The organism is Variovorax sp. KK3, from assembly GCF_001984055.1.
Lineage (GTDB): Bacteria > Pseudomonadota > Gammaproteobacteria > Burkholderiales > Burkholderiaceae_C > Variovorax.
In genome coordinates this window covers 34872-52297 of sequence record NZ_LYVO01000046.1, presented here as the reverse complement: position 1 = coordinate 52297, position 17426 = coordinate 34872, and the positions used below count along the sequence as shown (strand labels likewise).

Below are 17426 nucleotides of genomic sequence, written 5' to 3'. Positions count from 1 at the left end.
CGAGGCGGTCGGCCCATTGGGTGAGTTCGCCGTGCTGGCCTACCGCCTCGCCCTCACCTGCACCCTCGCTTGCACTTTCGTCCCCATCGTTCCACTTGTACCCCCGCTCCGGCATGTCCGACAGCAGCATCTCCACCACCATGCGCTGGCTCTTCAGCGCCCGCTCGCTGGTCGCCTGCACCTCCATGCCCGCGGCCACGCTGCGGCAGCAGCTGGGCGCCAGCGTGCGCTCGCCCTTGATCTCGACCACGCAGGCGCGGCAGTTGCCGTCCGGCCGCAGGCCTTCCGTGTAGCAAAGCCGCGGGATCTCGACGCCATGCCGCTCGGCCGCCCGCAGGATGCTCTCGCCCTCGAAGGCCTGGACCGCGCGCCCGTCGAGCGTGAACTCGACCGTCTGCCGCACCAGCTCCGCAAGCTTGGCAGGCGCGTTCATGCGATCTCCTCGGGAAAGTACTTCTGGATGCAGCGGATCGGGTTGGGGGCCGCCTGACCCAGCCCGCAGATCGACGCACCGCCCATCACCTGCGCCAGGTCTTCGAGCGTGGCCTGGTCCCACACCGGGGCCTCCATCAGCGCGGCGGCCTTGGCCGTGCCCACCCGGCAGGGTGTGCACTGGCCGCAGCTCTCGTGCTCGAAGAAGCGCATGACGTTGCGCGCGGCATCGCGTGCCCGGTCGTGCTGGCTGAGCACCATCACCGCCGCGGAGCCGATGAAGCAGCCATGCGGCTGCAGCGTGTCGAAGTCGAGCGGGATGTCGCCCATGCGCGCGGGCAGGATGCCGCCCGAGGCGCCGCCGGGCAGGTAGGCGTACAGATCATGTCCGTCCAGCATGCCGCCGCAGTACTCGTCGATCAGCTCTCGCACGGTGATGCCGGCAGGCGCCAGCTTGACGCCGGGCTGCTTCACGCGTCCGCTCACGCTGAAACTGCGCAGCCCCTTGCCGCCATGCCGCCCGAAACCGCTGAACCACTGCGGGCCGCGTTCTACGATGTCTCGCACCCAGTAGAGCGTTTCGAAGTTGTGCTCCAGCGTGGGCCGACCGAAGAGGCCCACCTGGGCGATGTAGGGCGGGCGCATGCGCGGCTCGCCGCGTTTGCCTTCGATGCTCTCGATCATCGCGGACTCCTCGCCGCAGATGTAGGCGCCGGCACCGCGCCGCAATTCGATGCGCGGCAGCTCGCAGGGCGGGTCGGCCTTCAGCTTGGCGAGTTCGGCTTCGAGCAGCGCGCGGCAGTCGTGGTATTCGTCGCGCAGGTAGATGTAGCAGGCCTCGGTGCCCACCATCTGGGCGGCGATCAGCAGGCCTTCGAGAAAGCGGTGCGGATCGCGTTCGAGGTAGGTGCGGTCCTTGAAGGTGCCGGGCTCGCCTTCGTCGATGTTGACCGCCATCAGGCGCGGCGCAGGCTGGCCGCGCACGATCCGCCACTTGCGGCCGGCCGGAAAGCCTGCGCCACCCAGGCCGCGCAGGCCGGAATCCTCCATCGCGGCGATGACCGCCTCGGCATCCTCTTCGCCGTTGACCACGGCAGCGGCAAGCGCATAGCCGCCGTGCGAGCGGTAGGTGGCGTAGTCGGCGTACGCGGGCAGCGCTTCGATCGCCGCGGGTGGGGGCGAAACGCTGCATTCGGCCAGGGCGGCGGGATCGAAATCGCCCGTGCTCCGCACCGGCGGCTCGGCCTCCAGCGCTTGCAGCACCTTGTCGGCGTCGGCCAGCGGCAAGGCGCGCTGGTGCACGGCCACGGCCGGCGCCTGCTCGCAGCGGCCGATGCAGGGCGCCGCGATCACGCGCACGTCGTCGCGGCCCGCCGTGCCCAGGAGCGCCGGCAGACGTGCCAGCAGGTCTTGCGCACCGGCCAGTTCGCAAGCCAGCCCGTCGCACACGCGCACCGTGATGGCCGCCGCCTGGGCGTCGCCGCGCAGGATCTCGAAGTGGTGATAGAAGGTCGCGACCTCGTAGACCTCGGCCATCGGAATGTTCGTCAGCGAGGCCAGCGCCACCAGGTGGCGCTCGTGCAGGCCGCGGTATGCGTCGTTGAGTCGATGCAGGTGCTCGATCAGCAGGTCGCGCGGCCAGCCCGCGTCGGGCCTCTGGCCGATGAGCATGCCGACTTCCGACAGCGCGTGCGCCTCGGGCTGGCGGCCCTTGAGCTTGCTCTTGCGCCGGATGCGTTCTCGCAGCTGGTCGGGGGTGGCGAGCGGGATCGCCTCGATGTTCCGGGAATTCATTGCCTTGGCCGTCGGGACGGACTGGGTGTAGTTTCCGCACTGTGGCGCGGCTTGCCGCTTTCGGCAAATTGGAATCGCACATCGGGCGATTCAAGAAAGAAATGACGGAGCGGCCCGCACTTGCGCGGCCGGCCCTCAAGCCCGCAGCGCTCCGCTGTGTTCCGCCACTTCCTGCTGCCATTCGGCGCTCTGCATCAGCGCCAGCGCGGCCTCCAGGGCACGCGAAGGCCGCACGGCCGTCTGCGTCATGAACCCGATCGGCGTTCGCACCTCAGGCCCGATGAGCGGCAGCGCCTCCAGCTGGCCATGGCTGCGGATGGCATCGACCATGGCGCCCGGCAGCACAGCGCTGACGTTGTCGGTGCCCACGCTGAGCGCCAGCGTCAGCACCGAATTGGTCTCGATGGCGGGCACGACCGAAACGCCCGCCGTGGCAAAGGCCTGGTCGAGGATCGCGCGGTTGTGCATCTCCGGCGTCAACAGGCACAGCGGCAGCCGGCCGGCCTCGGCCCAGCCGATGGGGTCGCCGATGCGCAATGCCTTGGCGGATGCCGAGCGGCGCACGAGGAAGTAGTGCTCGATGCTTTGCGGCCAGGCCGTGAGCTTGACCTCGCGCACGTTCATGCGCTCGGTGTAGCCGAGCGCGATGTCGACCGACAGGCTTTCGAGCCCGGTTTCGAGTTCGAGCGAGCTCATCGACAGCACGCTCGGCGAGATGCCCGGGTGGCGCGCCTGCAGCCGGCCGGCGAAGCGCGTGAGGATGGGGATCGCCGTCGGCACGGCCGCCATGCGCAGGTGGCCGCGCGGGTGGTCTTCTTCGCTTTTCAGCAACTGCTGCAGCACCTCGTTCTCGTGCAGCATGCGGTGCGCCGCGGCCAGCACCGCCTCGCCTTCGTGCGTGAGGCCGGCATAGGCGCGGGCACGCTTGACGATGACCACGCCGAATTCGGTCTCGAGCGCACGCAGCGCATTCGACAGCGCCGGCTGAGTGATGTGGCAGGCCTGCGCGGCGCGGCCGAAGTGGCGGTGCTCGCTCAACGCGACGAGATAGCGCATCGAGGCGAGCAGGTTCATCGCGTCAAGTGTTCTTGCTGACGGTGATCGTTGGGAACTTGGCCGAGAAGTCTTTCGCCTTTTCGGCGATGCCCACCGCCACGAGGCGCGCCACCGACTTGTAGATGCCAGCCACCTCGCCATCCGGGTCGGCCACCACGGTAGGCTTGCCGCTGTCGGCCTGCAGGCGGATGTTGATGTCCAGCGGCAGCGCGCCCAGGTAGGGCATGCCGAATTCCTGGGCCATCTTCTTGCCGCCCTCGGCACCGAAGATGTGCTCGGCGTGGCCGCAGTTCGAGCACACGTGCACCGCCATGTTCTCCACGATGCCGAGGATGGGCACGCCCACCTTCTCGAACATCTTGATGCCCTTGCGGGCGTCGAGCAGCGCGATGTCCTGCGGCGTGGTCACGATCACCGCGCCGGTCATCGGCACGCGCTGCGACAGCGTGAGTTGGATGTCGCCGGTGCCGGGCGGGAGGTCGACGATCAGGTAGTCGAGGTCTTTCCAGTTGGTCTGGCGCAGCAGTTGCTCGAGCGCCTGCGTGGCCATCGGGCCGCGCCAGATCATGGCCTCGTCCTGGTCGACCAGGAAGCCGATCGACATCACCTGAACGCCGTGGTTTTCGAGCGGCTCCATGGTCTTGCCGTCTTCGCTCTCGGGCCGGCGCGAGATGCCGAGCATCATGGGCTGGCTGGGGCCGTAGATGTCGGCGTCGAGCAAACCGACCCGCGCGCCTTCGGACGCCAGCGCCAGCGCCAGGTTGGCGGCGGTGGTGCTCTTGCCGACACCGCCCTTGCCGGACGCCACGGCGATGATGTTCTTGACGTTGGGCATCAACTGAACGCCGCGCTGCACCGCATGGCTGATGACCCGGGTCGTGATGTTGGCCGACACGTTCTCGACGCCCGGCACGGCCTTCGCGGCCGCCACCAGCGCCTTGCGCAGCGCGGGGATCTGGCTCTTCGCGGGGTAGCCGAGCTCGATGTCGAACGAGACCTCGCCCTCGTGGACCTGCAGGTTCTTCAGCGCCTTGGTGCTGACGAAGTCCTTGCCCGTGTTCGGGTCGAGGACGCTCTTGAGCGCTTCGGTGAGCGCCTGGGGATTGGCTGGCATGTGGGGAGTGCTCCTGATGGCGGGTAGTCTAGTGCGGTGCCGAAACCAGGTCGGGCAGCGGTGGCATGGCCTGATTCAGCGCGCGGGCCACGTGCGCAGGCGCTGGTCGAAGAGCCATGGACGCAGCTTGGTCGCGGCCAACTGGCGAGCGTCGGGATGGCGCGGGTTCACGAGCACGTTGAATTCCTCGGGGACGAGGACCGAAGGCACGAGCAGAAGGGCCGAGCTTCGGGCACTCAGCCACCTTTCGCCGGCATCCACCGAAACCTTGCCTTCGGGGATCGCGCTCCAGCCGACGGGGAGCGTGTCGGGCAGCCACTGCTCGCGCGCCGCCCAGACCTTGTCGGGCACGTCGACCGCCACCAGGAAGCGATTCAACGGAAGCCCTGCCAAGTCGAGATGCACCACCGTTTCGAGGCAGGCGAGCGCCACCGAGCCGGCGCAGTAGACGACCGGGCTGCCTTCGAGGTTCCAGCGGCCGCCGGTGGATTCGGCGCCCTTGCCGCTCAGGTCGTCGGCCGTGTATTCGCGGGTGTCGGCAGCGATGCGCCAGATGCGCATCACGAGTAGGCACCCGAGACGGCGCGCTTCAAGAGATTCGACACCAGGGCCTGGCCCTCGGCGGTGTCCATGAACTCGCCGGGCTGGCGCCCCCCGAGCGCGCCGACAGGCCGGGCCAGCCACTGGGCCACCCATTCGGCGGCGTTGAAGCCGGCCGGGTCGCCGGAGGCCTCGACCATGGCCTGCACCTGCCCCACCAACCGGGCCATGCCCAGCACGCGCGAGGACTCGTCGCTCGACAGCACCTTGCCTTCGCGCAGCTTGCGATCGATGGTGGCGCGCGGCAGGCCCAGCGTCTGGAACAGGCGGTCTTTGCTGATGCCCATGGCGTTGGCCAGGGCCAGCGTGGTCTGCGCGGGCACGCCGGCCTTGACGAGTTCGATGCGCTCGAGGGGGTCGTACAGGAACACAGCCTCGAAGTAGCGGCGGCTGCCGTTGGCCCGCGACGAGTAGCCACTCAAGTGGCGTTCATGGGCCGACACCGCCGGCGCGGGTGGGGTCCTGGCGTACTTGAGCCCAGCCTGCGTCTCCGCCGCCTTCCTGCCCGCCGGTTTGCTGCCTGTCATGCAATCTGCTCCTTTGAGCAAAGATTATTGCTCAAAAGAGCAGCCAATCGCCCGGCCGATCGCCCGGCCGACCGCCGACCGCCGACCGCCGACCGCCGACCGCCGACCGCCGGCAAAGATGAATTGATCATTTGGATTCAACGATTCAGTCGTTCCCTTGAATGTCATCGCCCGGGACAATGGCCTGCCTCGCCCTCGAAGGGCGTCGCTTGCCCGCTGCAGAACATGAATTTCCAACAACTGCGCTCGGTGCGCGAAGCCGTGCGCTGCGGCTTCAACCTGACCGAGGTCGCCAACACCCTCCACACTTCCCAGCCGGGCGTGAGCCGGCAGATCCGCGAGCTCGAGGAAGAGCTGGGCATCGAGCTGTTCGTGCGGGCCGGCAAGCGCCTCACGGGCCTCACCGAGCCCGGTGGCCACGTGCTGCCCATCATCGAACGCATGCTGCAGGAGAGCAGCAACCTGCGGCATGCCGGCCAGGAGTTCGTCGCGCGCCAGAGCGGTCGGCTGTCGGTGGCTGCCACCCACACGCAAGCGCGCTATGCCTTGCCGGTGGCGGTGCAGGAATTCCGCGGTCGCTTTCCGGACGTCAGCCTTCACCTGCACCAGGGCTCGCCCAAGCAGGTCGCGCAGATGCTGATCGACGGCGAGGCCGACGTCGGCATCGCGACCGAGGCGCTCGGCGACTACCCGCAACTCATCGCCCTGCCCTGCTACCGCTGGACGCATTCGGTGGTCGTGCCCCCGGGGCACGACCTGCTCGACGGCCCGCTCACGCTGGAGGCACTGGCCGAGCACCCGCTGATCACCTACGACAACGGCTTCACCGGCCGCACCCGCATCGACCGCGCCTTCGAAGACAACGGCCTCGCACCCCAGATCGTGCTGACCGCGATGGACGCCGACGTGATCAAGACCTACGTGCAGCTGGGCATGGGCGTCGGCGTGGTGGCCGGCATCGCTTTCGAGGCCGAACGCGACACCCACCTGCGCGCGCTCGACGCCGGCGAGCTGTTCGGCATCAACCAGACCCGGCTGGCCGTGCGGCGCGGCAGCTACCTGCGCGGCTACGTGCACGCGTTCATCGAATCGTTCGCACCGTCGCTGACGCGCGAGGTGGTGGAGGATGCGTTGGCCTCCGACGTGGTGGTGCGCGAAGAGGCCTGAAGGCAGGCTTTTCGACTCGATCAGCTGGCCGAAGCTGAGCGACGCTTACGTGCTACTGCGCGCGTCGCTGAAGCCGTATCCTCCGGCCGCTCGGCGAGGCGCCCCGTCACATACTTGTGCAGCACGCTCGCGATCAAGGTCTGATACGGCATGCCTTCCTCGAGCGCCTTGACCTGGATGTCGTTCAGGTCGCCGGACGAAAGACGAATATTGACTCGTCTGTCTTTGAGCGCAGTCGCACGCGCCGCCGTCCTGAACTTGGCCAGCTCCGCCTTGGTCGCCACCGACTTGAGCTTGCCTTTGTCGTAGGCATTGGAGATCTCACGTTCGTCATCCATGTTCATCATCCAGTTCCCCTGAACCCAAATAGTCCCGCGTCGCCTTGCGGCTGGGAATGACGGTTTTCAGAAAGAAATACTCTTCCTCTTCGACAAACGGTACCAAATAGGCGTACCCATCCCAAGCCACTACGAGAACCCGCTGCCGGGGATACCTTGACCGATTGGGGTGCGCCAAGACATCCAGCAACCCGCCGGATTCAATGGCGACAACGATGCTCTCAAACGAGATCCCCCGATCCGCCCTGAGAACTTCATTCTTCTCCGGGCCCCACCGAAACGACTTCATACCCATGCTAGTTGAATGTGTGCCTTTTGTCAGTACGGCGCCACATTACCGCCTGAAGCTCAAGCCCCGTCCGCAATACCCAGCTCGGAGCAGATGCGCGCCGTCAGCGCCTTCAGCGCCGCCACCTCGGACTCGAGGCGTGCCACGTTGAGCTTGAGCGCCGCCACTTCGCCCAACGACGCATCGCCCGGCGCCGCGGAAGCAGGCGCGCTGGCAGCGTCGTATACCGGCTCGGCCGGCGGGCCGGAAAGCAGATGCATCCAGCGGCTTTCGCGCGCACCCGGCAGGCGGGCGAGTTTCACGACCAGCGCGCCGGCCGCGCGCTCGGACAGCTCGTCGAGAAAGGCCTCGACCGAAGAGATGTCGGCGAAGTTGTGCATGCGCTCCGTCGCGATGCGCAGTTCGCCCGCCGTCTGCGGGCCGCGCAGCATGAGCACCGTGAGCAGGATGGTCGACTGCGAGGGCACGCGCAGCACGCGCTCGACGTTGTGCTCGTAGCGCGCGACGCGGCTGCCGCTCGATTCCATGACCAGGCTGTAGCCCTTGAGGCTGTCGAGCGCGGCCTGCACCTGGGTGTCGGTGAGTTCCATCAGCGGATTGCGGCTGGTCTTCTGGTTGCAGCCGGAGACCAGGGAATTGAGGCTCAGCGGGTAGCTGTCGGGCACGGTGCGCTGCTTCTCGGCCAGCACGCCGAGCACGCGGGTTTCGATGGCGGAAAGGGTCGGCACGGTGGAGGTCATGGCGTGAGGGCTCGCGAGGGGGATCGAAGTGTAAGCGTCGGGCGGCGCCTAAAATGCCCGTCCCGCGCCCGCATGGGCCGCGGCATTCGCAGTTCCCCAGAAAGCGCCTTCCGATGCCCCAGCGCAAGCTCTTCGTCACCACCGCCCTGCCGTATGCCAACGGCAAGTTCCACGTCGGCCACATCATGGAATACATCCAGGCCGACATCTGGGTCCGCTTCCAGCGGATGCAGGGCCACATGGTGCACTTCGTGGGTGCGGACGATGCGCACGGCGCACCGATCATGATCGCTGCCGAAAAGGCCGGCAAGACGCCACAGGAATTCGTCGGCGAGATCGCGGCCGGCCGCAAGCCTTACCTCGACGGCTTTCACATCCGCTTCGACAACTGGCATTCCACCGACAGCGCCGAGAACACCGAGCTGGCCCAAGGTATCTACCGCAAGCTCAAGGCCGGCGGCATGATCGCCAACCGCACCATCGAGCAGTTCTACGACCCGGTGAAGGGCATGTTCCTGCCCGACCGCTACATCAAGGGCGAATGCCCGGTATGCCACGCGAAGGACCAGTATGGCGACTCGTGCGAAGTGTGCAGCAGCGTGTACGCGCCAACGGAGCTGATCAGCCCCTATTCGACGCTGACGGGTGCCGCGCCCGAACTGCGCAGCTCGGAGCACTTCTTCTTCAAGCTGTCCGACCCGAAGGTGGTCGAGTTCCTGAAGGGCTGGACGCAGGACGGCAAGCTGCAGCCCGAGATGGCGAAGAAGGCCAGCGAATGGTTCGAAGCCGGCATGGCCGATTGGGACATCTCGCGCGAGGCGCCCTACTTCGGCATCGAGATCCCCGACGCGCCTGGCAAGTACTTCTACGTGTGGCTCGATGCGCCCATCGGCTACCTCGCCAGCCTGAAGAACCACTTCGACAAGGGCCAGGCCGCCGCGCACTGGCACGAGCCCTCGCGCACGACGCAAAGCTTCGACGAATACGTGGCCGACCCTGCCGTGGAGCAGGTTCACTTCATCGGCAAGGACATCGTCTACTTCCACACGCTGTTCTGGCCGGCCATGCTCGAGTTCTGCGGCCGCAAGACGCCGAGCCAAGTCAACGTACACGGCTTCATCACCGTGTCGGGCGAAAAGATGAGCAAGAGCCGCGGCACCGGCATCGACCCGCTCAAGTACCTGTCGATCGGCATGAACCCCGAGTGGCTGCGCTACTACATCGCCGCCAAGCTCAATGCCAAGGTGGAAGACGTCGACTTCAACCCCGACGACTTCGTCGCGCGCGTCAACGCCGACCTGATCGGCAAGTACATCAACATCGCGAGCCGGGCCGCGGGCTTCATCGCCAAGCGCTTCGGCGGCAAGCTCGGCATCGTGAGCGGCGACGGCGCTGCGCTGCTGACCACGCTGCAGCAGGCGGCCCAGCCCCTGGCCGCGCTCTACGACGGGCGCGACTTCGCCCGCGCGCTGCGCGAAATCATGCTGCTGGCCGACAAGGTCAACGAGTACGTCGACCAGAACAAGCCCTGGGAGCTGGCCAAGCAGGCCGGCATGGAGGCGCGGCTGCACGACGTGTGCACCACCTGCATCGAGGCCTTCCGCCTGATGACGATCTACCTGAAGCCCGTGCTGCCCGTGCTGGCCGAGCAGGTCGAAGCCTTCCTTCGCAGCGAGCCGCTGGTGTTCGCCGACGCGGCGCACCTGCTGGGAGAAGGCCACACCATCAGCGACTACAAGCACCTGATGCAGCGCGTCGACGCGAAGCAGATCGACGCGCTGTTCGAGCCGCCCGAGCCGCCGGCAGACGCAGCGCCAGCCGCCCAACTGCCGGGCGGCGAAGGCATCGCGCCCACCATCACCATCGACGATTTCGCCAAGATCGACCTGCGCATCGCGAAGATCGTCGACTGCCAGAAGGTGGAAGGGTCGACCAAGCTGCTGCACCTCACGCTCGATGCCGGCGAGGGCCGAACGCGCAACGTGTTCTCCGGCATCGCCTCGGCCTACCAGCCCGAGCAGCTGGTGGGCAAGCTGACGGTGCTGGTCGCGAACCTGGCGCCGCGCAAGATGAAGTTCGGCGTCTCCGAAGGCATGGTGCTGGCCGCCAGCCATGCCGACGAGAAGTCGCAACCCGGCATTCACGTGCTCGAGCCCTGGCCTGGCGCGACGCCCGGCATGCGGGTACGCTGACGCGCCCAACGAGGAAGCTGCCCATGAAACGCATCGCCCTGCTGCTCGCCGCCACGTTCCTGCTGCCCGGCTGCGCGGTCGTCACGGTGGCCAGCACGGCCGTGAGCGTGACGGCTGGCGCAGTCGGCCTCGCTGCCGATGCCGCCATCGGCACCGCGCGCATCACCGGCAAGGCGGTGGGCGCGGCGGCCGATGCGGTGCTGCCGAGCAACGACTAGCAACGACTGGCACCGACGGCGACCTGCAATCCGGCATCGAAGCGCAAGCCGGCGCGTCCACAATGGCGGCATGAGTTCGCCCCTGCCGATCGCCCGCTTCCGCCCTCGACTGATCGACGCGCTGGCAGGCTACGACAGGGAACGCTTTCTCAAGGACCTCGGCGCCGGCGTCACGGTGGGCATCGTGGCGCTGCCGCTGGCCATGGCCTTCGCCATCGCCTCGGGGCTCAAGCCCGAAGCCGGCATCTGGACCGCGATCATCGCGGGCTTCCTGATCGCAGCGCTCGGCGGGTCGGCCGTGCAGATCGGCGGGCCGGCCGGTGCCTTCATCGTGATCGTCTACGGCATCGTCGAGCGCTACGGCGTCGCCAACCTGCTCATCTCGACGGCATGTGCCGGCGTGTTGCTGTTCCTGATGGGGCTGCTTCGGCTGGGCACCCTGGTGCGCTATGTGCCGGTGTCCATCGTGATCGGGTTCACCAACGGCATCGCGGTGTTGATCCTGCTCTCGCAGATCAAGGACTGGCTCGGCCTGGCGATTCCGAAGATGCCGGCCGACATGTTCTCGCAGCTGCACACGCTGGCCATCCACATCGGTAGCTTCAACCCCTATGCCTTCGCGCTGGGGCTGGCCTGCCTGCTCGGCCTGTTCATGTGGCCGACGCTGCTGCGCGACAAGAGCCGCCTCGGCTACCTGGTGCGGCTGGCGCTGGGCAGGGCGGCCGAGCACCGCGCCGTGCGCGCGGGCGCGCGCGTGCCGGGGCCGATCGTCGCGCTGGTCACGCTCACGTTCGTCTCCTGGGGATTCGACCTGCCGGTCGACACCATCGGCACCCGCTTCGGCGGCATCCCCGACGGCCTGCCTGCCTTCGCCCTGCCCGACTTTTCATGGGAAACCGTCAAGCAGCTCGTCACGCCCACCCTCACCATCGCCCTCTTCGGCGCCATCGAATCACTGCTGTGCGCGCGGGTGGCCGACCAGGTCAGCAGCCAGCCGCGCCACGATCCCAACCAGGAGCTGATGGCACAAGGCGTCGCCAACCTGGTGACGCCCTTCTTCGGCGGCATGCCGGCCACGGGCACCATCGCACGCACGGTGACCAACGTTCGCGCGGGTGCGAGTTCTCCGGTGGCGGGAATCGTGCATGCGGTGACGCTGCTGATCGTGGTGCTGGCCGCGGCGCCGCTCGCGCAGCACGTGCCGCTACCGGTGCTGGCCGGCATCCTCGTGTTCGTGGGCTTGAACATGGGCGAATGGCGCGAGTTCTCGCCCACGATGCTGCGCCGCTTCAGCCGCCACTACCGGCTGCTGATGCTGGGCACCTTCTTCCTCACCGTCGTGTTCGACCTCACGGTGGCGGTGCAGGCCGGCATCGTGCTGGCCTGCGTGCTCTTCGTGCGGCGCATGAGCCAGCTCTTCAGCGTGGAGATGGTGTCGCTGGAGCCGCCGGAGCTGACCTTCAAGCTGTATGGCGCCCTGTTCTTCGGCGCCGCCGCCAAGCTCGACCCGACCGTGCAGGCCATCGAGCGCGCGCCGCGCGGCATGGTGGTTGTGCTGGATGCGATGCACCTGATCTCGCTCGATGCGACCGGCCTCGATGCGCTGCGCCAGGTGCATAAGGCGGTGCTGGCGCGCGGCGGGCAGCTGCGCATCGAATCGCTGCAGCCCCAGCCGATGGAAGCGATCGTGCGCTCCGGATTCGCCGACGAGATCGCGACCGGCCGCCCGGCAGAAGCCGGGCACGGCCCCGAGGCTAGTCCACCTTGACCTTCGCCGTCTTCACGATCTCGGCGTACTTGGCCAGGTCGGTCTCGATCTGCTTGCCGAACTCGGCCGGCGTGTTGCCCGAGGCCGTGATGCCCAGCGAGGCGAGTCGTTCCTTGATGTCCGCCGACTGCACCACGGCGCGCAGCTCGCGCTGAAGCTTGTCGACGATGGGCTGCGGCGTCTTCGCGGGCGCGAGGATGCCGATCCACGAATTCGACTCGAAGCCCGGCACGCCCGACTCGGCCACGGTCGGCACGTTGGGCAGCGAAGGCAGGCGCTGCGCGCTCGACACCGCGATGGGGTTGATCTGCCCCTTCTGCACGAACGGGTAGGCGCCCGCCACCGCCGTGTAGAGCATGGGCAGCGTGCCGCCCACCACGTCGGCCATGGCCTGGCCGCCGCCCTTGTAGGGGATGTGGACGAAGTTCGCGCCGGTGCGCGCCTTGAGCAATTCGCCCGCGAGGTGCGGCGTGCTGCCGGTGCCGGCGCTGCCGTAGGAGACGCCGCCGGAATGGGTCTTCGAGTAGTCGACCAGCTCCTTGAAGCTCTTCACCGGCACCGAGGGATGCGTGACGATGATGAGCACCGCGTCGCCGATCTTGCTGACCGGGGCGAAGTCCTTCACCGGGTCGAAGGGCACCTTGGTGTAGACGTGCGGGTTGATGACCATGGTGCCGTCGAAGCCCACCACCAGCGTGTAGCCGTCAGGTGCGGCGGCGGCGGCCATCTGCGTGCCGATGTTGCCCGAGGCGCCGGGGCGGTTGTCGACCACCACCTGCTGGCCCAGGCGCTGGCCCAGCCGCTCGGCGACCACGCGCGCACCGGTGTCGGTGACGCCGCCGGGTGCGAAGGGCACGATCAGGCGCACCGGCTTGTTCGGGTAGTCGTCCGCCGCGGCGGCCGGCGCAAGGCAGGCCAGCGCCAGCAGCGGTGCGATCAGCAGCCCGCGTCGGCGGGCGGTGTCGAAAGTGGTCATGCGTGTCTCCGTTCTTGTGCTTGCTGAAATCTTGTGGCCGGCCGCGTGCCCGCGCGGCGTCGGCTCGCTCACTCGGCCTGGATGCCGCCGCGCTGGGCGACCTGCGCCCACTTGCGGGTCTCGCCGGCCAGGAACTGGCGGAACTCGGCCGGCGGCGTGAGTACGAGGCGGGCGCCTTGCGACTCCGATGTGGGTCAGTCCGCCTTGATCCCTACCTTGCGGATGATCTGGCCGTAGTGCTCCATGTCGCGCTTGACGACCGCCGTCAGTTCCGCCGGTGCGCCACCTGCGGGCTCGAATCCCTGCGCCCGCAATGTCTTGACCACCTCGGGATTGGCCAGCGACTTCTGCAGCGCTTCGTTCAGTTTCTTCACGATGGGCGCAGGCGTGCCCGCAGGCGCAAAGTAGGCAAGCCAACCGACCGCCTGGAAATTCGGCAAGCCCGATTCATGAAGCGTCGGCACGTCGGGCATCTGGGGCGAACGCGTCAGGCCGCCGCTCCCGATGGCCTTCACCTTTCCCGCCTTGATGAAGGGCAGCGCGGTCGACGTGCTGATGAAGAACAGTTGCACCTCGTCCATGCTGGTGGCGAGGATGCCGGGATTGCCGCCCTTGTACGGCACGTGCACCATCTGCAGTCCGGCCTGGTCGCGCAACATCTCCATGGAAAGGTGCTGGGGCGAGCCGATGCCGGTCGATGCGTAGTTCAGCGTGCCGGGCTTGGCCTTGCCCAGCGCGATGACGTCCTTGATGTTCGAGGCCGGCAATTGAGGACTTCCCAGCAGCACGTTCTCGAGGGTCACGCCGAGGATCACCGGCGCCAGATCCTTGGTCACATCGAAGGGCACCTTGGCGTACAGCTGCGGATTGGTCGCGATCGACGACTGATCGACCAGCAAGGTATAGCCGTCGGCAGGCGCCTGCGCCACCGCGGCGCCACCGAGCATGCCGGCGGCGCCGGGCTTGTTCTCGATCACCACCGGCGTCCCGAGCTGCTTGCCCATCTCGAGGCTCACCACGCGGGCGAACAGGTCGGTGCCGCCGCCAGCGTTGTAGGGCACGATCACCTTGATGGGCTTGTCGGGGTAGTTACCTTGGGCCTGTGCGCTCCCGATGCCGACGCCCAGCAAGATGAGGGGAAGCGCGCCGAGCAAGGCGCGCGCGTGTTTGCGAATCTTTTTCATCGTATGTCTCCTGTGGGGGTGGCGCGCGCCTTCAGACCAGGCTCATGGAGCCGGACGTCGGCCGGTCGGGCAGGTCGAGCTTGAATTCGCGTTTCAACAGCGCCTGGATTTCCTCGTAGCAGCAGCCGAAGCGCAGCACGCGACGCGTGCCCATCTCGAGGATCGTGCTGCCCACCAGCCAGGGGTTCGCGTATTTGCAGGTGCCGTGATCGACGTTGATGTCGACCTGCTGCAGCACCTCGGGTTCGATGTCGTGCAGCTTGAACTTGTTGCCCGTCAATGAGCGATTGGCAGAAGAACCCATCAACGGCACGGCGGCGTCAAGCGACATCCGGGCCAGCTCACCGTGCAGGTCGCCACCGTTGAGCAGAAGGTCCATGGTCGGGCCCTTGGTCGAGCGGCGCAGCGCGCCGAATTGCGTGGTGCGCAGGAAGTCGTGATCGGCGCGGTAAGGCGCCACAATCGACAGCGGCAGGTTGTTGTCGCGGATCACGCAACTGACCAGGTCCTTGTCCTTCTGGTCGGTATCCACCACTTCCGAAAAGATGTCCCAGTTGCCGATCACGCCGTTGGGCTTGGCGGAGCTGCGGTTCTTGATTTCGTAGATGCGTTCCACTGCGCGCGCGGTGTGCGCAAAGATCGCATAAGAAACGTCGAAGGGCATGATGGCGACGCCACCGGCGCTCATGATGCCGAAGATCTCACGCGCCTCTGCACGCAGCGCGTCGCCTTGGGGTACTTCGCCGTTGCCAATGTTTTTCATTCTTTGTCCTTGAGAGTTGAAGCGATGTCACGACCCGGAAGTCGTCGGTTGGGAAAGTGTGTGCCGGCGCAACCAGTGGATGGAGCGTCCGCCGAGCGGGCGCTGCAGTTCGTCCTGCGCGAAGTCGACGGCCGCGAGCAGGCCGGCGATCGAGATGCCGGTGTCGAAGCCGCTGCGTTCGGCCATCAGCACCAGGTCTTCGGTGGCCAGGTTGCCGGCCGCGCCCGGCGCGAACGGGCAGCCGCCGATGCCGCCCACGCTCGAATCGAAGCGGCGCACGCCGGCTTCCAGGCCGGCCCAGGCGTTGGCCACGCCCATGCCGCGCGTGTCGTGCAGGTGCAGCGCGAGCCGCTCGATGGGTACGACCTCGCGCACGGCCGCGACGCGCTCCTTGACCTGGCCCGGCGATGCCGAGCCGATGGTGTCGGCCAGCACGATCTCGCCGGCGCCCGCGGCATGCATGCGCGCGGCCAGGCGCACCACCTCGGCAAGCGGGGTCTCGCCCTCGAAGGGGCAGTCGAAGGCCACCGCCACGTAGGCGCGCGTGCGCAACCCCAGGCGCTGCGCCGCGGCCAGCGTCTGCTCGCTGACCTCGGTCGCCTGCTCCAGGCCCATGTTGATGTTCTTGCGGTTCATCGTCTCGGTGGCCGACAAGACCACGGCGATCTCTTGCGCGCCGGCCACGTGGGCGCGCTCCAGGCCCTTGAGGTTGGGCACCAGGACCGAGCTGCGCAGCGCGGGCAGCGCGGCCCGCAGTTGCGGCACCAGCTCGCCCGCATCAGCCATCTGCGGCACGGCGCGCGGCGAGACGAAACTGGTCGCCTCCACGCTGCGCACGCCTGCATCGGCCAGAAGGCGGATCAGTTCCAGCTTGGACTCGACCGGCAGGTGCACCTGCTGGTTCTGCAGGCCGTCGCGCGGCGCGACGTCGGTGATGTGGATGGGCTCCATGGCGTGCCTCAGGCGATCGCGCCGGCGCTGCGCAGCGCTGCGAGCCGCTCCGGCGAATAGCCGGTCACTTCCGACAGCACCTGCTGCGTGTGCTCGCCGAGCACCGGCGGCGCGGTGTAGGTCTTCTTCGGCGCGGCGGACAGCTTCATCGGGTTGCCCGGCATGCGCAGCGTTTCGCCGCTCTGCAGCGGCACCTCGACCACCATGTCGCGCGCCAGCACCTGCGGGTCGCCGAGCGCCTGGGCGAAGTCGTTGACCGGCCCGCACGGGATGCGGGCTGCGCGCAGGCGCTCGAGCCAGTGCGCCGTGGTGTTCTGCTTGAGCGCCTCGCCGACGATCGCGTCGATCTCGGCCTTGGCCGCGTAGCGCACCGGCTGGTTGCGGTACTCGGGCTTTCGCAGCGCGGGCAGGTCGATGAACTCGACGAAGCGCTCGAAGAAGCCGTCGCCGATGCAGGCGACGATGATGTGGCCGTCCGCCGTCGGGTAGCTGTTGTAGGGCACGTGCACGAAGTGGCCGTTGCCGATGCCAGCCGGCACGTGGCCCGACATCAAGTGCATGGTGGCCATGTAGTTGAGCAGCGAGATCTGCGCATCGAGCATCGACACGTCGACGTGCTGGCCGCGGCCGGTGCGCTCGCGCTCGGCCAGCGCGGCCAGCACGCCCATCGCGCCGAACACGCCACCGCCCAGGTCGCCGATCGGAATGCCGCTGCGCGTGGGGCCGGTCTCGGGCGTGCCGGTGATCGACATGCCGCCGCCCATGGCCTGCACCACCTGGTCGAAGGCGGGGCGCTGGGTGTCGGGGCCGGTCTGGCCGAAGCCGGTGACCGAGCAGGTCACGACGCGCGGGTTGACCTTGGCCAGCGATGCGTAGTCGATGCCGAGCCGCTCGGTCACGCCGACGCTGAAGTTGTCGAAGACCACGTCGGCATGCCGCACGAGGTCGAGGAACACAGCGCGGCCGGCCTCGCTCTTCAGGTCGACGCACACGCTCTGCTTGTTGCGGTTGAGCGTGAGGAAATAGGCGCCCATGCCGTCGCGGGCGTAGTCGGGGTCGTTCTCGAGCAATCGGCGCGTGCCTTCGCCGGTGCCGGGCGGCTCCACCTTGATCGTGCGCGCGCCGAGGTCGGCCAGCAGCATGGTGCCGTAGGGGCCCGACAACATATGGGTCAGGTCGAGGACGGTGATGTGTTCCAGGGCCAAGTGTTTCTCCATCGAACTTGTTGCACCTGTATTGCACGCGGCATGCCAAGCGCACGAGCTGCCTTAACTTGTTGATTTACAAGGATTTCGTGTGCGGACCCATGTCGGCCAG

General features: G+C 67.6%; 18 protein-coding genes. 4 read left to right on the top strand and 14 right to left on the bottom strand.

Features of this window, described 5'->3' with window-relative positions; translation table 11 throughout:
• The 6 genes from B0W80_RS21065 to B0W80_RS36235 form a co-directional block, all read right to left on the bottom strand.
• Positions 1-433, bottom strand: a 433-nt coding sequence (locus B0W80_RS21065; RefSeq protein ID WP_143684716.1) for a 2Fe-2S iron-sulfur cluster-binding protein, incomplete at its 3' end; no start/stop codon positions are given.
• A complete protein-coding gene (locus B0W80_RS21060) occupies positions 430-2226 on the bottom strand; it encodes an NADH-ubiquinone oxidoreductase-F iron-sulfur binding region domain-containing protein (RefSeq protein WP_077001117.1) in 1797 nt (598 codons plus the stop codon). The genes B0W80_RS21065 and B0W80_RS21060, both read right to left, overlap by 4 nt.
• Positions 2227-2361: 135 nt before the next feature.
• Complete coding sequence (locus tag B0W80_RS21055) at positions 2362-3300, bottom strand: LysR substrate-binding domain-containing protein (protein WP_077001116.1); 939 nt, start codon at positions 3298-3300, stop codon at positions 2362-2364.
• Positions 3301-3304: 4 nt separating this feature from the next.
• A complete protein-coding gene (apbC, locus tag B0W80_RS21050; protein ID WP_077001115.1) occupies positions 3305-4396 on the bottom strand; it encodes an iron-sulfur cluster carrier protein ApbC in 1092 nt (363 codons plus the stop codon).
• Between the two features lie 75 nt (positions 4397-4471).
• Positions 4472-4957 carry an RES family NAD+ phosphorylase gene (locus B0W80_RS21045; RefSeq protein ID WP_077001114.1) on the bottom strand — a complete coding sequence of 162 codons (486 nt, stop codon included), beginning with the start codon at positions 4955-4957 and terminating at the stop codon, positions 4472-4474.
• Positions 4957-5523, bottom strand: coding sequence for an antitoxin Xre-like helix-turn-helix domain-containing protein (locus B0W80_RS36235; protein ID WP_256856638.1), 567 nt, complete (start codon positions 5521-5523; stop codon positions 4957-4959). Before B0W80_RS36235 ends, B0W80_RS21045 begins: the two co-directional genes overlap by 1 nt.
• A 225-nt stretch (positions 5524-5748) precedes the next feature.
• Here B0W80_RS36235 and B0W80_RS21035 point away from each other — a divergent pair, with 225 nt between their 5' ends.
• Positions 5749-6690: a CysB family HTH-type transcriptional regulator gene (locus B0W80_RS21035; RefSeq protein WP_077001113.1), complete on the top strand. Its 942-nt coding sequence runs from the start codon at positions 5749-5751 to the stop codon at positions 6688-6690.
• A gap of 20 nt (positions 6691-6710) precedes the next feature.
• Here B0W80_RS21035 and B0W80_RS21030 read toward each other — a convergent pair whose 3' ends face one another.
• The 3 genes from B0W80_RS21030 to B0W80_RS21020 are packed head-to-tail and all read right to left on the bottom strand — an operon-like array spanning position 6711 to position 8057.
• On the bottom strand, positions 6711-7028 hold the full coding sequence (locus B0W80_RS21030; protein ID WP_218668927.1) for a hypothetical protein: 318 nt from the start codon (positions 7026-7028) through the stop codon (positions 6711-6713).
• Positions 7021-7323, bottom strand: a complete 303-nt coding sequence (locus B0W80_RS21025; protein ID WP_218668926.1) for a hypothetical protein — start codon at positions 7321-7323, stop codon at positions 7021-7023. The genes B0W80_RS21030 and B0W80_RS21025 overlap by 8 nt, the downstream gene beginning before the upstream one ends.
• Before the next feature lie 53 nt (positions 7324-7376).
• The gene (locus B0W80_RS21020) at positions 7377-8057 is read right to left on the bottom strand and encodes a YceH family protein (RefSeq protein ID WP_077001110.1); all 681 of its coding nucleotides are present in this window, start codon (positions 8055-8057) and stop codon (positions 7377-7379) included.
• A 113-nt stretch (positions 8058-8170) separates the two neighbouring features.
• On the opposite strand from B0W80_RS21020, the gene metG reads away from it, so the two are divergent.
• From metG to B0W80_RS21005, 3 genes are all read left to right on the top strand, one after another.
• Entirely contained in the window at positions 8171-10249 is a 2079-nt protein-coding gene (metG, locus tag B0W80_RS21015; protein WP_077001109.1) for a methionine--tRNA ligase, read from the top strand.
• Positions 10250-10272: 23 nt separating this feature from the next.
• The gene (locus B0W80_RS21010) at positions 10273-10467 is read left to right on the top strand and encodes a hypothetical protein (RefSeq protein WP_077001108.1); all 195 of its coding nucleotides are present in this window, start codon (positions 10273-10275) and stop codon (positions 10465-10467) included.
• Positions 10468-10537: 70 nt separating this feature from the next.
• Positions 10538-12235, top strand: coding sequence for a SulP family inorganic anion transporter (locus B0W80_RS21005; RefSeq protein ID WP_077001107.1), 1698 nt, complete (start codon positions 10538-10540; stop codon positions 12233-12235).
• Here B0W80_RS21005 and B0W80_RS21000 read toward each other — a convergent pair.
• From B0W80_RS21000 to B0W80_RS20980, 5 genes are all read right to left on the bottom strand, one after another.
• A complete protein-coding gene (locus B0W80_RS21000) occupies positions 12222-13211 on the bottom strand; it encodes a tripartite tricarboxylate transporter substrate binding protein (RefSeq protein ID WP_077001106.1) in 990 nt (329 codons plus the stop codon). The two genes, B0W80_RS21005 and B0W80_RS21000, sit on opposite strands and share 14 nt — an antisense overlap.
• A gap of 194 nt (positions 13212-13405) precedes the next feature.
• A complete protein-coding gene (locus B0W80_RS20995) occupies positions 13406-14395 on the bottom strand; it encodes a tripartite tricarboxylate transporter substrate binding protein (RefSeq protein WP_077001105.1) in 990 nt (329 codons plus the stop codon).
• A gap of 31 nt (positions 14396-14426) precedes the next feature.
• Positions 14427-15158 carry an L-threonylcarbamoyladenylate synthase gene (locus tag B0W80_RS20990; RefSeq protein ID WP_077001104.1) on the bottom strand — a complete coding sequence of 244 codons (732 nt, stop codon included), beginning with the start codon at positions 15156-15158 and terminating at the stop codon, positions 14427-14429.
• A gap of 27 nt (positions 15159-15185) precedes the next feature.
• The gene (locus B0W80_RS20985; RefSeq protein ID WP_077001103.1) at positions 15186-16109 is read right to left on the bottom strand and encodes a hydroxymethylglutaryl-CoA lyase; all 924 of its coding nucleotides are present in this window, start codon (positions 16107-16109) and stop codon (positions 15186-15188) included.
• Positions 16110-16117: 8 nt separating this feature from the next.
• The gene (locus tag B0W80_RS20980) at positions 16118-17314 is read right to left on the bottom strand and encodes a CaiB/BaiF CoA-transferase family protein (RefSeq protein ID WP_077001102.1); all 1197 of its coding nucleotides are present in this window, start codon (positions 17312-17314) and stop codon (positions 16118-16120) included.
• Positions 17315-17426 lie beyond the last annotated feature (112 nt).

Coding starts and splice junctions, on each gene's coding strand:
- metG (WP_077001109.1), top strand. CDS start 8,171: ATGCCCCAGCGCAAGCTCTTCGTCACCACCGCCCTGCCGTATGCCAAC.
- B0W80_RS21030 (WP_218668927.1), bottom strand. CDS start 7,028: ATGGATGACGAACGTGAGATCTCCAATGCCTACGACAAAGGCAAGCTC.
- B0W80_RS21025 (WP_218668926.1), bottom strand. CDS start 7,323: ATGGGTATGAAGTCGTTTCGGTGGGGCCCGGAGAAGAATGAAGTTCTC.
- B0W80_RS21000 (WP_077001106.1), bottom strand. CDS start 13,211: ATGACCACTTTCGACACCGCCCGCCGACGCGGGCTGCTGATCGCACCG.
- B0W80_RS36235 (WP_256856638.1), bottom strand. CDS start 5,523: ATGACAGGCAGCAAACCGGCGGGCAGGAAGGCGGCGGAGACGCAGGCT.
- B0W80_RS21010 (WP_077001108.1), top strand. CDS start 10,273: ATGAAACGCATCGCCCTGCTGCTCGCCGCCACGTTCCTGCTGCCCGGC.
- apbC (WP_077001115.1), bottom strand. CDS start 4,396: ATGCCAGCCAATCCCCAGGCGCTCACCGAAGCGCTCAAGAGCGTCCTC.
- B0W80_RS21020 (WP_077001110.1), bottom strand. CDS start 8,057: ATGACCTCCACCGTGCCGACCCTTTCCGCCATCGAAACCCGCGTGCTC.
- B0W80_RS21035 (WP_077001113.1), top strand. CDS start 5,749: ATGAATTTCCAACAACTGCGCTCGGTGCGCGAAGCCGTGCGCTGCGGC.
- B0W80_RS21005 (WP_077001107.1), top strand. CDS start 10,538: ATGAGTTCGCCCCTGCCGATCGCCCGCTTCCGCCCTCGACTGATCGAC.
- B0W80_RS20995 (WP_077001105.1), bottom strand. CDS start 14,395: ATGAAAAAGATTCGCAAACACGCGCGCGCCTTGCTCGGCGCGCTTCCC.
- B0W80_RS20990 (WP_077001104.1), bottom strand. CDS start 15,158: ATGAAAAACATTGGCAACGGCGAAGTACCCCAAGGCGACGCGCTGCGT.
- B0W80_RS21045 (WP_077001114.1), bottom strand. CDS start 4,957: ATGCGCATCTGGCGCATCGCTGCCGACACCCGCGAATACACGGCCGAC.
- B0W80_RS20985 (WP_077001103.1), bottom strand. CDS start 16,109: ATGGAGCCCATCCACATCACCGACGTCGCGCCGCGCGACGGCCTGCAG.
- B0W80_RS21060 (WP_077001117.1), bottom strand. CDS start 2,226: ATGAATTCCCGGAACATCGAGGCGATCCCGCTCGCCACCCCCGACCAG.
- B0W80_RS21055 (WP_077001116.1), bottom strand. CDS start 3,300: ATGAACCTGCTCGCCTCGATGCGCTATCTCGTCGCGTTGAGCGAGCAC.